This window comes from Pseudomonas sp. Mn2068, assembly GCF_049319725.1.
Lineage (GTDB): Bacteria > Pseudomonadota > Gammaproteobacteria > Pseudomonadales > Pseudomonadaceae > Aquipseudomonas > Aquipseudomonas gingeri.
The window spans coordinates 343,124-355,852 of record NZ_JBMOUG010000006.1 but is presented as its reverse complement, the minus strand read 5'-3'; the positions used below and the strand labels follow the sequence as shown (position 1 = coordinate 355,852).

At 45.6% G+C, this 12,729-nt stretch carries 13 protein-coding genes, 1 tRNA gene and 1 pseudogene; 3 read left to right on the top strand and 12 right to left on the bottom strand.

Going from position 1 to position 12,729, the window contains the following annotated elements; translation table 11 throughout:
* Positions 1–736 precede the first annotated feature (736 nt).
* Positions 737–2,008, top strand: coding sequence for a hypothetical protein (locus tag ACL9RJ_RS16700; RefSeq protein ID WP_422765475.1), 1,272 nt, complete (start codon positions 737–739; stop codon positions 2,006–2,008).
* Between the two features lie 49 nt (positions 2,009–2,057).
* On the opposite strand, the gene ACL9RJ_RS16695 is transcribed toward ACL9RJ_RS16700, so the two are convergent.
* From ACL9RJ_RS16695 to ACL9RJ_RS16660, 8 genes are all read right to left on the bottom strand, one after another.
* On the bottom strand, positions 2,058–2,333 hold the full coding sequence (locus ACL9RJ_RS16695; protein ID WP_422765474.1) for a hypothetical protein: 276 nt from the start codon (positions 2,331–2,333) through the stop codon (positions 2,058–2,060).
* The gene (locus ACL9RJ_RS16690; protein ID WP_422765487.1) at positions 2,330–3,259 is read right to left on the bottom strand and encodes an integrase domain-containing protein; all 930 of its coding nucleotides are present in this window, start codon (positions 3,257–3,259) and stop codon (positions 2,330–2,332) included. Before ACL9RJ_RS16690 ends, ACL9RJ_RS16695 begins: the two co-directional genes overlap by 4 nt.
* 110 nt (positions 3,260–3,369) lie before the next feature.
* Positions 3,370–3,867: a hypothetical protein gene (locus ACL9RJ_RS16685; protein ID WP_422765473.1), complete on the bottom strand. Its 498-nt coding sequence runs from the start codon at positions 3,865–3,867 to the stop codon at positions 3,370–3,372.
* The gene (locus tag ACL9RJ_RS16680) at positions 3,864–5,033 is read right to left on the bottom strand and encodes an AAA family ATPase (RefSeq protein WP_422765472.1); all 1,170 of its coding nucleotides are present in this window, start codon (positions 5,031–5,033) and stop codon (positions 3,864–3,866) included. Before ACL9RJ_RS16680 ends, ACL9RJ_RS16685 begins: the two co-directional genes overlap by 4 nt.
* Before the next feature lie 978 nt (positions 5,034–6,011).
* On the bottom strand, positions 6,012–7,928 hold the full coding sequence (locus tag ACL9RJ_RS16675) for an AAA family ATPase (RefSeq protein ID WP_095120787.1): 1,917 nt from the start codon (positions 7,926–7,928) through the stop codon (positions 6,012–6,014).
* On the bottom strand, positions 7,921–8,412 hold the full coding sequence (locus ACL9RJ_RS16670) for an ABC-three component system middle component 5 (RefSeq protein WP_368943263.1): 492 nt from the start codon (positions 8,410–8,412) through the stop codon (positions 7,921–7,923). Before ACL9RJ_RS16670 ends, ACL9RJ_RS16675 begins: the two co-directional genes overlap by 8 nt.
* Positions 8,412–9,008, bottom strand: a complete 597-nt coding sequence (locus tag ACL9RJ_RS16665; RefSeq protein WP_422765471.1) for an ABC-three component system protein — start codon at positions 9,006–9,008, stop codon at positions 8,412–8,414. Before ACL9RJ_RS16665 ends, ACL9RJ_RS16670 begins: the two co-directional genes overlap by 1 nt.
* 6 nt (positions 9,009–9,014) lie before the next feature.
* A complete protein-coding gene (locus ACL9RJ_RS16660) occupies positions 9,015–9,359 on the bottom strand; it encodes a hypothetical protein (RefSeq protein ID WP_095120785.1) in 345 nt (114 codons plus the stop codon).
* 881 nt (positions 9,360–10,240) lie between these two features.
* Here ACL9RJ_RS16660 and ACL9RJ_RS16655 point away from each other — a divergent pair.
* On the top strand, positions 10,241–10,489 hold the full coding sequence (locus tag ACL9RJ_RS16655; RefSeq protein WP_017127006.1) for a hypothetical protein: 249 nt from the start codon (positions 10,241–10,243) through the stop codon (positions 10,487–10,489).
* Between the two features lie 10 nt (positions 10,490–10,499).
* The gene (locus tag ACL9RJ_RS16650; RefSeq protein ID WP_083875371.1) at positions 10,500–10,769 is read left to right on the top strand and encodes a hypothetical protein; all 270 of its coding nucleotides are present in this window, start codon (positions 10,500–10,502) and stop codon (positions 10,767–10,769) included.
* A gap of 114 nt (positions 10,770–10,883) precedes the next feature.
* Here the strand turns inward: ACL9RJ_RS16650 and ACL9RJ_RS16645 are convergent.
* From ACL9RJ_RS16645 to ACL9RJ_RS16630, 4 genes and pseudogenes are all read right to left on the bottom strand, one after another.
* Positions 10,884–11,100 (bottom strand): annotated as a pseudogene (locus tag ACL9RJ_RS16645) (IS21 family transposase); the annotation flags it as partial.
* Positions 11,101–11,170: 70 nt separating this feature from the next.
* Positions 11,171–11,524 (bottom strand): hypothetical protein, encoded by a 354-nt coding sequence (locus ACL9RJ_RS16640; protein WP_017127004.1) that lies wholly within the window; start codon positions 11,522–11,524, stop codon positions 11,171–11,173.
* A complete protein-coding gene (locus ACL9RJ_RS16635; RefSeq protein WP_017127003.1) occupies positions 11,524–12,030 on the bottom strand; it encodes a Panacea domain-containing protein in 507 nt (168 codons plus the stop codon). The genes ACL9RJ_RS16640 and ACL9RJ_RS16635 overlap by 1 nt, the downstream gene beginning before the upstream one ends.
* A 263-nt stretch (positions 12,031–12,293) precedes the next feature.
* Positions 12,294–12,369, bottom strand: a tRNA-Thr gene (locus ACL9RJ_RS16630).
* Positions 12,370–12,729 lie beyond the last annotated feature (360 nt).

Below are 12,729 nucleotides of genomic sequence, written 5' to 3'. Positions count from 1 at the left end.
CTGCCGGACATTTTTTAGCTGTTCTCCAAAAATGCCGCAGAGCCTGGCGTTATCCGGCTTGGAAAGTTTGTCAAGATGAATGAAGAACTAGAAAAATATGAGGCCGCGTTAAGAGCCGCGCCACGAGTCAGGCCACTTTCATCCAAGGGCTGGGCATCACATATACCCAAAGAGTCTGGCGTCTACGTAGTGTGGGAGCATGATATCCCGTACTACGTAGGAGAAACCTCAAGCTTGCGTCTCCGCATGTCTGACCTTTCTCGGCCGGTGAATCACACCTTTAGCAAAAAAGTTGCAAAGGCTCTTGGCCTCTCGGAAAACGAATATGCTAGGTTGGCCACTGAGATCTCCGCACGGTATGAGTTGTCATGTGTACCAGTTTCCTTTGGCAGAAAGGAGGTTGAGGAGTACCTAATCCTCCGTTGGCGAGAGACAATAATCAACAAGCCAACTAAGCGACTGCTTCATGGTTCGCAATACAATTGGGTGAAACCGGTTAACAATTCGCTGCAGACGCGACTACCCTGACGGGCTGAACATCAAACATTGATGTCCGTTTTTGCTCGGTAGCAGTCAGTCGCGACTCATCGCTATCAACCCAAGGTTACCCATGGTGTAATCGGTTAACTGCAGACGCCCGTACCGCAAATTAGAAAATTCGATATTTTGTGGGTTTTAGTTATGATGCACGTCAATATTTTTTGTTGCTCGGCACAGAGTTTTTAATGGGGATCAAATGTTAATTGATGAATATCAACTATTGGCAGTAGATGATTACCATTTGCAATTTACTGAGGTTGAAGTTTATGGCATCACCTCTTCACGGGAGATTGTGTATCGCGGAACAGGGGCGATTAACAGGGGGCGCGACTCACGCCTCACGATTATGGTTTTGACATCCCCAAACCTATCCTTTGAGGAGGAAAGAGCAGAAGTAGCTCGGAAGCTCCGAGAGGGGCAGGCATTATCTGAGCAACTCACATGCAGGATGAAAGCTAAAGATCAACTAGGGCGGTGGTGGAATGAATGCGAGATATTTATTACAAAAATAACCAACGATGAGTCAAAAACGACAATAATCGCTGAGGTCGACAAATTTGTGTTGAAAGTCCCGAACGGTAGGGGAGACGAGCTTGGCGAATCGAGAGTAGAAATTGTAACAGTGCACAATGGGGATCTACCATTTCAAATAAAGCAGAAAGAAGGAGAAGGTTTTGAGTGGGACTTGAATTTTATGGTTTCAGATTTTTCGATAAGAATAACGAAGGATATGCCATGTACTAAAATTGCACTGCATCATGAAAGTGCGATTGATCGATCTCGAGTGAAAATTCTGCTTGAAGCAATCTCCATATGTAGCGGTAGAGTCATTACCCCTTTACTGATGTCGTGGCAAGACAAAGAGCATTCCAATCTAGAGGTTTTTCATGGTGAAGCCGATCATAATCGACTGCCGTCGATACTGGATGAGTTATCTATTTTTAAAATTGAAACCATTAAGCTGTTTGTAGAATGTTATCTGTCAGCATTTAGTGTTCCATATGAAGAGACTTACGCCGCTTGGCATCGTGCATATCTTGCATCCGGCTCTAGCATGGAAATTTCTTCATTGGCACTGTGTACGGCGATTGAAGGAATTGTTAAGTATCGCTTCACTGAAGCTACACCAATCAGTGTAGAGGTTGATGATGAGCTTGTGAAAGTGAGCGAAATAGTTAACAAAATAGAATCGACGGAGTGGATTGTTGAGTCGATCCTGAAGCATTTGGAGCGAATAAGGGAATCTAAGCCTACAATAGGCAAATCTCTAAAGCACTTTGCAAGCTCTCATAATATATCATCAAAGCAAATACAGAGATGGGAGTCGCTACGAAACAAGATTACGCATTTTGATCTCTTGGATGACTCTCCGGAAGAGAACGAAAAACTCCTCAGAGATTACAAAATTTGTCTTACTATATTTTTTAAATTAGTTGCGCGTTCTGCAGGATATAACTGGGTAGATTGATATTTGTACCTCCTCAAGCGTCAACTTTTGGCCGTTTTCTGACCTTCGTTTAGCGGTTGAACTGCCAGGGTTTTCCTAAGCGATGAGTGAGTAATTGCATGGTCAGCAAATAGTAATAGCGCGTCGATTCAGTGTGCCGGTTTAGGTTGTGATTCAAAAACCACGCAAGGTGTTTTCTCTGCCAAGTCCATGGATTGTCGCGTTGCCAGCGCTCAGCGATCGCTGTTTGGATAGCCTTCGCCTGACGCTGGTGGCGTTGGCGGGTGGTGTGCGATCCGGTCAGGACGCCCGCCAGGAACAGCTCTATATCGAATGGCTTGCTCATGCTCGGCCACCGATGTACGCCGATACCACGTCGATACGGCCGTGTCCGAGCTCATAGCTGACTTGCGCTCGGGCCTCTCGATCAAGGCCTGGATTGAGGCGCCTGCACCTGCCACCGTTGATGGGCGCCAGATGATGGGTGATTTGCTCATAGCGTTCGCACGCATAGGCCGCGCGCAGTTCGTGGAAGCCTTTGAGGTTGTGCATATGGAGGATGTCCCGTGCGGGGCGGACGATTTCCCGTTGGAAATCGAGGTAGCGTTCGTTCGGTGCAAGTAGGTTGCGGCTACCGTCGGGCGAGACCTGTCCGGCAAACCTCAGTGCGTCACGAATATGATCATCTACCGTAATCCAGCGAGGTGCTGAGGCACCTGAACGGCCACCTTTGGTGCCGTCCTGGATGTTGATCTTGTCGTAGTGTTCGGCTTCACGCTTGAGTCGCGGTAGGTCGGCCAGAATCGCTTCGCGCAGACGCATGCCAGTGGCACGTGCCAATTGTGCGATGGCCGCGGCGCGCGGCTGCTGGTGTTCGCAAAGCACGTCGACGATCCGCTTCACCTGTTCGCGATCTTGGCCTTGCGGCGCTGAACGACGAACACTGGTGCGCCGCATTCCCAGCGCCTTGCTCGGACTGGGCACTTTCACATATTGATCACCGCGAAGCGCGGCCATGGTCCGATTCACACTGGACAACCGGTTTTGTGCGGTGGCGATGGTGAGCTCACCTTGTTCAACTTGCTGACGCAGATGTCCGGCGTAGTCCAGCAAGGTCTGCCCATCAATCTGTCGCGCGTCGTTAAACCCGGGTCCATCCTCCGACCGACACCACCGCACGAACGCCTGCCACCGATCACTGTGCGCCTTCACCGTGCCGTAATGCCCGCCGCCAAATAGGTCGCGCAGCGCCTGCGGTCCGGCATAGCTCAGCTGCCGGCCATAGCCAAGAAAAAAGGGGACAGATTTATTTTCCTATTTTCCTAAAAATAAATCTGTCCCCTTTTTTCTTTGTGTATGTGGTAGACTTTATTTTGCTATGTCTACAGATTTTCTTTGGTTCTGTAAAATTTATGCTCTAGATCAATAAAAACAACGTAGAATGTGTTTTTGTCAAATGTAAATCCATTTTTATCGAGTAATGTGAAATTCATTTCTCCAGGGATGGTAAAGCCTATTAGGCGAACCATATTTTCTAGCCTGAATCGTGCCCAGTTAACATCGTGGGGGACTGATTTTGGGTGTGTAAAATCACTTTTAGCAGGGAAGTTTCCATAATCAGCTAATACTTTCAAACTCGCCGATCCGCACCGCTCGTTCCTCCAGAAATTGAGTGGTTCTCTGGAGTAAGCCCTTATTTTATCCATTAAAATTACGAGCGAACCTTCTGATAGATCCGAGAATGATGCAGCCTCTTTTTGAGTGTCATCAAAAAAAGAAAAATTAAATTTACATCTAGACCTTATGTCATGTGATTCCAAACTACTGATTGGAAAATTTTCTATGAAGCTCTTTTTGTGACGGCTATCGCGAAATTTCATAGTTTAGGAGTTCCACCTAACTTTCCTTCTCTGTACAGAGGAGAGATGGGGCGATCATTCCTGATCATATCACCTGGAAGTTCGTCAAGGCGGTAGCAATAACTTTCACTTTTTATTTTTTCGACTAGAATTGTTCTGTATTTCCCCAGAAGATCAATGATTTCCAAATTGTGAGATGTGAATATGAATTGGGAATTATTTTTATTTGTTTCTGGGTTTATGAATAACTCTAACAGTTGTGGAAGAAGTGCAGGGTGATAGTGTGTGTCAAATTCGTCCATCACAAGAATACCCCCGGATTCTAATGCTGCCCAATATGTGTACAATCTTCTGTAAAGAGCTTTTGTTCCATCCGACTGGTTAAAAAATGTAAACGGCTTATTGTGTGAGTCAGTGTCTGAGTCTCTACTATGGTAAAAAAGTGGGATAAATTCTGGTTTACCATCCTCGCCAACGGTTGAGACGAGTTTAATATCACTGATGCCTAGGTCGCTATTGATTATTATTTTTTTTGCGAATTCAAATGATTTTGGGATTTGTGAATAAAGATCATTAACTCCCTTATATGTAAAGAAAACCTGATCATCCATGACTGAGATTGATGCTACGTTTCCATACATGCCACTAAGACAATTTCTGATATTCTCAATGTCTATCGCAAGGTCTGGTAGCTTGTATTGAGGGATCGTATCTATTATTGAAGCGTTGCTTTTCAATATTATAAGATCAAGCCCTGGCAGGTCAGCACCAGATTTTGTGATTTTATTGTTTGTGCGTTCTAGTAATATTGTTTTTCTTGATATTTTTTTGTATATGGTTTCGCGAATTATACTGCTTCTTGTAGTGACTAATTCGTATATATATCTAATTCCATTTGAAGTGAAGTCAATATAAAATTCAGAAGGTAAATTGTTGTCGAAAAAACTTGAAACTTTAATCTCTTCGGAGGGTTTGTTTCCAAAGGAATGGCAGCAAAACAATGAAAGGAATTGGATTGCTTTCAAAATATGCGTTTTGCCTGATGCATTTCCGCCTTTAATTCCAAGGACGTAGGAAGTGTTTTTTTTACGTGAAATAGAAGCTGGCACTTTTGAATTTAGCTCAAAAGAAACGTTAAAGCCGTCCTTGAACGAGTAGTAATTTTTTGCGCCGAATGAATGGATCAATTTTTTTACCTTGGATGCATATTGTGACGATTATGTCGTGATCCTAGCTTAAGGCAGGGTGAAAAGAAAATCTAGCCATATGTTTGAGACCAACACATGACTAGACTGGATTAAGTATTTTGGCTGCGTGAAAGTGGATTACGTAGTCATTTTGGCTAGCAACCTCTCAGCAATCCACCCCGCCACCTGCGCAACAACGGCATTTCCGACACTAAAAGCCTCCGCAAGGTTGGCCGCATCCAGTCCGAGGCAAAGCCCATCATCTTCAGACGCTCGCTGCCGCTCAACCATCTGATCCCATCCGTTCGGCTGAGCGACGAAAGTGTTACAGCCCAGAGCGATCTGTGATCCGGCTTTATTTGCCCATAGAGTATTGGCAGCCCAGGCATCCGCGGGTAAAGGCCACCGCAGAAAAAAGGGCAGAAAAAAGGGGACACAGAAAAAATGAGTGTTGGATCGTTCAGCCTGGAATATCCAAGGCTAGGCTGGACAGAAGTGTTAGGAATAAAATGCATGTTTTGCTATCCCACTTGTCCAGTATTTGTTCTTCAAACAACACTAAGTTTAAATTGTTTTGTAGTACTTAGTCGGTCTTTTGGTTTGGCCAACTCAGGAGTCTCTCGATTTGCCAGCTGATCTGTATTTAAGTTGTCAGATTTAATGGAGAATTGCTGCTAGATTAAACTGCCACTAGTGTTGCGGCGTAAATTCATGGTTTTTCGAGCTCTGCGTAAACTCATAGAATAATCATCCAATTAAAAACTACGAATTTCTATGACTGGAGCGCAACTGGTTCGACGCTGGCGCATTGAAGAGGTAGAAAGCTATCAATGCTTTGGGCCGCGTTCACTGTGGGGCAAGGGCGAGATTAATTTTCGCAAGTGCTGCTTTGACTGGCGATAAATCAATCTGCCCCCATAGCTTAGAATCTCAGCCGATAGTATTGTAAGTTACTACTGTCGGTATGCTAACGGGATCTCATATATTTAGAACATTTCCGGAGTAGTAAGGCCCGACGCCAAACTTTTGATTGTTTAGCTCATCCAAAACCATGGAAGTACAGAATATGAGTTGGAAGTCATTTCTGCCTTCAAAAGAACTTATCAGTGCACGTTGAAAATTATGGCTACGAAACTCTTTCATTCCTCCGTTTTCGATGGCGTCAACCATGAGGAATCTGGGGAGGCGATAGTTGATATCGTCGAGCGACTCCAATAGAGCTGAGATGTGTAGTGAGTTTTTCTTGATGTAGTTAGAACTGCCGGAAAACTTTACTCTGCCATTTATTAACATCCGATCCTTAGCAAAGTCAATTTCCACTTCGGATGTATTCGCACCCGCAAATTCTTCTTCATAAGGCTCGCCATTCGCACGACGCTCTGGCTGAAGTATGCCCACTACATTTTCTGCAATTCCACTATATACAGCTTCTCGCCGTCTTTTGTTGGACGCGGAGGCGCTAAGAATAAGCTCTTTAATCTTGGAAATGTCTGCAATTAAGTCTAGTTTTTTGAGTTTGTAAGAATCTAGTTCTGTTACTACCCTTATTTTTTTCTCTTGATTTATATTTTCGGATTCAAGAAATCCTATTTTTTTTGCTCGTTCAAGTGCAGCGTGTGAGGCGGGATCAAATAATCCCACGAACTCGGAGATTTTACTTTGTGCATTAGCCAGGTTAGCTTTTGCCACTTCAATTGCAGATTCTAGTCCTATTTTGTGCTCTATGTTATCTTGTAGGACTTTGGTGTTGCTATTTAGTTGAAAGTCTAATTCGTTTAAAATCTCCATGTAGTTTGACGTATGTTTGTTTTTTTCAACAGGGGACTTGCATAAGTGGCAGGTGTCACCGCTATCTAAATTATCTGATTCAGCGACTTCTCCAAGGCAGCAGGGACATTGGGAATATCTTAGGAAGCCCACGGAGTCATATGCTGCTTTAGATTCTAATAGTGACTTTTTTCTGTAGCGTAAAGATTTTTCAAATAGTTGGCAGTCTACGATTTCACCATTTATCGAAAAAAGGTCTGATTGGAAGCGTTGTAGTTGTTTGCTGTACGTTTCAATGTCAGATTTGATTTTTTTGTATTCTGCTATTCTTATCGATTTAATATCGGAATCTATTTCAACTTCAGGCGGCGAATCTCTTAGCCTTATTATCTCTTCTACATTCGATGCAATGCTTACTCGGAGTGTCTGTAGGGTTACTCCTGAATCCTCCCCTAGAATCCTGTACATTGCGGAGAGATCGGCTGAAACGCGATCGAACTCTCGTTCCGCGATCAACAATTCTTGGCGTAATTGGTGGGTATCTAAGTTATCGAGTCCGAGCAAAAATTCAGCAATTGCTAGGCGTGTTCCTTCGCTATCCGATCTTTGATTATCTTCGGCTCTGAAAATTTTGGTAGAGGCAGTTTCTTGGTCAACGTATAGAAACCTTAAAATCTGATGCATCGTCAGATTCGCATAGTCTTCTGTTTTATGTCCTTCCCAGCCTAGAAGTTCAAAAAACTTTTGTGAAAATGACATTTTCTCGTCGCTTCGACGAGGGCCATAAGTACCCCAAGACTCTACGTTTTCTCCCTCTTCATCATAAGTGCCCGAGCGTATAGATATTGGGGGGATTTTACCTTTTTCTATTTCACGTTTTATCGTGAATGGTTTGTCATTGATGCTCAGTTGACAGCAGACATAGTCGCATTTGTCTGCCGGATATAACCACTGATTATCTTTGATTTCTCCTCCAAGCACGTAAAAAAGTAATTCGAGTATTGTGGTTTTTCCGACGGAGTGATCTCCTCGAATTACATTTATACCTCTGTGGAATTTCTCATCATATACACTGAACCCAGATTTTTTTACGATGAAACGCTCAATAAATAAGGTCGACTTAATCATAACGATATTCCATTAATCCACTTTTGCTTTTGAATCCATTCTTGCCTTCCAACTTCATCTGTGGAAATGCATCGACTAATCCACGAAAGAGTTCAGAGTTTGCGAAGGTGTCGTCTTTGAATGATTCTAGAAGATTGGGCGGTAGAGAGTCTATGAAGAGTGCAACAGTACCCGCTGTAAGCTTAATCATCGATTTTTGTTGTAGGGCAAGCATGGCTGAATCTTGAATGCGAGAAAGCTCATAGAACAAACTTCGAGGATTTGGTGTTACTTCAAAAGGATCAGGGGTTTCGGAAATTATTTTTTTATAGCGACTCAGAGGTCTCGGAAGATTGACGGTTTTTAGCAAGTGCGGATAGAGATAATAGAAGTCCATCAGTCGTAATGCGTCTTTAGAGATTTCGTGATCATCTACCGAGCTTAGAAGATTTAGAACTCTATATACGCAGTGATGCACATCGTATGCTGGATGATAAATAACCATCACGCCCACTCCACGTGACATTTTTCAGTTAAGAAATATAGCATGCCCTCAACAAGGTCACTTGTTACAAAGCCGCCGGCCATCACCACTTCTTGATAAAGAGGTTCAATTATAGTGGCGTTTATTGCTGATCGAATTATTATATCATCGCGCCCCGATCTAAGTAGGGGAAGTATGTGGGCGTTGAATCTGGTTAGGATAAGCCCTAGCAAATGATTGAATATAATCTGGTATGATTTGAGGTGCTGAAATTTTGAAATCATTTTCGCAGCTTTCTGGCTCGAAACCCGTGCTTGGTGAAGGTAAACTTCACGCCCCGCGATTTCTAGCTTTGCTTCTAATCCAATGACACTTCTGGAGGGCGCGCTTTTGATCTTGCTTTCCAACTCCTCAAGTACGATCTGATAGATAGGATCGCTTTCTTTCAGGCGTTCATGCTGTTCTATCAACTTCTTTAAGGCTTCTGCTCCTACAGCAACATTAAAAGAAGGGAGCTTTATTACAGTTGATCCGATGTAGAAATCACCTTTTACGTCGTTATTGGAAATTTCATTTCCGGAAATTGATACCATCTCGCGGCTCCCTTCCTCGCTCATGGTTTATTACTCTTTACCGCCGATATTAAGATCGCCGTTAACTTTATTTTGCAAGATTTTATTGTCGATGATGTCTAGGCTTTTTCCGATGTTGAGGCTGCCACCTACTTCGTTTTTTGTAATTTCATTATTTTGGAATCCTTTCTTTTGGACGTCTTTTTTGCCACTTCGTATCCAGAGCCATCCCATGCATAAGCAAAATGTAAAGATTGCCAGAATAAGCAAAATGTTGAGAGTCAAACTATTTTTAAATAGCTCGGATTTGTCTAAGTATGTGGTAATTAAATACTGAAAAACAAATGCCGCAACAATGGATGGCCCGCCTATTTTAAGCGCATTTCCCCAGTTCAAAATATTCCCCTAATTTAGTGTTATTTATGAAGTTGCGGACATAGCTACGCTGGGCGAGCTAATAAGCCTTCGGAAGTGATTTTGATCGATTAAAAATAAATTCGAACTACTATTGCTTAATAGTCTTTTATCGCTTGTCGCTGTCTGATGCTGTAAGCCAAGGAATTGATGCGCAGTGTTGTTTTTTTCTACAGCGTCGTGAAATCGATCCTTCATGACTTTCGCTCCTTTGGCACAGTGCCAGCATCGATAATCTAGCCTTTGGACACGGTTTAGTAAATAAAAAGTCTTGCCAGCAAAAAAAGGGGACAGATTTATTTTCCTAAAAATAAATCTGTCCCCTTTTTTTTCTTTTTTTTCATCCAGGCGGGGCGGCTTTGCAACCCTGCCTGGATGGACCCGTGTGGACAAGCGAATCACTGAAATCCTGCCGGTAAGCGCTTACTTTATTGCGCCCAATTTACCTTTGGCTAAGCGACGTTCTCGCTAGTCCGGTCCGAGAGTTTGTGAGCGATGACGCTGCACTATGGGAGATCGAGGTGCGTGTGAATTATTTTATTACAAATTACCCATAAGTTATGCACAGGCAATGGGCTTGCATAACTTTTGATGGCACATTATCTTGTGTTCTTGGCGTAAAAAAAACACTACATGTTGTGTTATTCGCCAACAATCTGTCGTTGGGTTAAGCGTCAAAAATCTGCGAGTGATGGCACGAAGTTGTCGAGACCAGAATGCCATCACTCGCACCGCCCAAAGCCAGAAAACTATGCGTAGCCCAAGGGGGCTTGCATTGAGCCAAATCGTGACTTAACCGTCAATGACTCTCTGCTCGGCGTCCCCCCGATGGCTTGTTTAACTCAAAATCGGGAGGGCCCCCCATGGGACCTAACACCAAAGCTACATCGAATAAGGTTGCTCAACTCGCGTCCGAGACGCTTCGCAACCCAAATGCCTCAGCCATTGCCAAGAGCTTGGCGGCTTCAGCGCTTGCTCAGACGCACACGGATAGGCAAACCGGTGCTGATATGGAGCATAAAGCTGGGCAGGTACTTCAGAGTGAGAAATACAGCGAAGCGACGAAGACACTCGCCGGATCGTTGGTTTCTCAAGCTAACAAAGAACGCTGAGGGACGAACCATGAAAATTGATATGGCCCATGTAAGAACCCGTTCGACTACAGGTGGATGGATTGACTACGCATTGTTTAATGCGAAGTCTACCAACGGCGATAACGACGGTCTCTTGGCCCGGTTAACCGGCAATGCAAGAAACGCAGGTCTAAAAGTCGATCAGTCTGCACTTGTCTATTCCTCGGGAGGGCGTAACCGCTTTTATGGCTCGCGGCATTTGGTCGACCACTTAGCCCGTCATGGCGTGCCAAATTGGACCCATGAAATCGATCTCTGAGATCACAAAGCTACCCCCAGTAAGGGACTTGAGAACCTCAAGGCTCTTACTGGGCAGGGGAAGGTAAGAGTACTGACTTTCCACCTGTCCCCTTTTTTTGTCTGTCCCCTTTTTCTTGGCAGCCGAGAGGCGGTAATGCTCGCATAACCAACTGTACTGGAAGCATTGTGGGTGAGCGAGGTCGATATTCTTGCCAAAGCAGGGCCCGAGTTGGGTCGGGGCGGCGCAACTCGGGGTGGATATGAGCCCAGTCCGGCGTCGGACATTGATCGCCTGGTGCAGGCACTGTCGGCGGAAAAAGGCACCGATTCAGTTCAGCATCGGAAATCGACCATTCTCAAGGCGCGCACGATGTTCCTGGAAAAAGGATGCGATGGTGAGTCGAGGGCACTGCGTGGCGATTACTTCTTGGTGGCGGAGCCGAACACGAAGCCGAGGGCTGATGTTGTAAGTCCATACAGCCATTTTCTGGCTTCATTGAGCTCGGGAGATTCTTGCATGAAGAAGCTGCCGACGATCAGAAGGGCCGAAATGGCAATCACGAAACCGGCAATGTTGGTGGGGGCTGCGCGGTCGGTCGCTCCCCAGAATTTACCCAGCCAACCGAGGTTTTGTTGATTGTGCTGCAGGCGAAAATGCTGTTGGCCGTTGGCGAAAAATGCATTTTCATCGTTGCCTGAGCCGTTGAGCACCGGTGTAGCGGCTTCAGCGGCAGGATCAATAGGCAGTGAGCCCAGGTTTTTGGTCTGGTTCATCAGACCTGGACCGCCGCCTGACCGTTCTGAGCTTTCTGGGTCGCCTCCTTGAAGTGAGCGGCGATCATCGGGAACGGAATGTCTACACCGCGTACCCCTTTTGCCGCAGACCAGGTCATGTCCCAGGGAGTGCCAGAAGCATGGGTCATTTCGGAGAGTCGAATGCCGGAGTAACGACCATAACTGTTATAGACGTTTTGCAGGAAGGTACGAATATCAGGGTCGGCCGGAACGGCCGCTTCTCTGACGCCCAGGGCGTCATACTCGAATGCCTTGCCCGCGATCTCGCCTGAGCCGAAGCGCTTGAATTCGTGATACAGCGAGGGAATGACGGGGCCGTACTGCCAGGCCTCGACTGCTTCGTTGATCAGCGGTTGGTCGGTGTAGCCGGCGTACCAGCCATGGGCGTAATAAACGAGTTTCTGCAGTTTCATGGGGCTAATGGACTCGCCTCTGGCAGCGGCCAGTTCGAGAAAGTAATTAGCTATCGACTTTGCATTGAACACGTTTTTCCTCCTTCTGCGACCTCGGCAGCCTGGCTACCGGAAGGCCCCGGCCCCTCGCGGATCCAGCCAATACAGCTCCTTCGGAGGCTAGTATGGCACAGCAATTTCGGATCCCATGATAAATAGCTATAGGCTAAACGCAAGGATAAAACTGTATCTATATACAGTTATTTGTGGCTGCCTGATAACAAGCTTTGCTACGTGTCTATGGCTTGCGCAGAAACAACAAAGCCCCTGCATTTCTGCAGGGGCTTCGTCTTATATGGTGCCGGCACCAGGAGTCGAACCCGGGACCTACTGATTACAAGTCAGTTGCTCTACCAACTGAGCTATACCGGCGTGTTAGGGCGACGATTATAGCGATTGGCAGAGTTCTGTAAACCCCTGATATCTGACTATTTTTGCTGAGCTGAGATTCTTTCGTCCGGCCCTTGTCGGCAACCCTGGGCCTGCTCCTCATGGGCCGGGCTTGCCGCGTCGATCACCGCCAGCAGCCGGCGTGCCGTTTCAAGCGCTGTTGGCGGGCCTTCAGGCTCGGGAAAAAACCAGCGTTATGTCGATTGGCTAGAGTGCTTATGCACAAGTGGTTGGTCGCTGGCGGGCCGGGAAAGCGAATTTGTGGACTCGTTCTCATCACGGTGCAACTACCTGTTTTTTCGGTGCTTTATTTTATGAACAAAAAATGACCAGAAAGGCTTT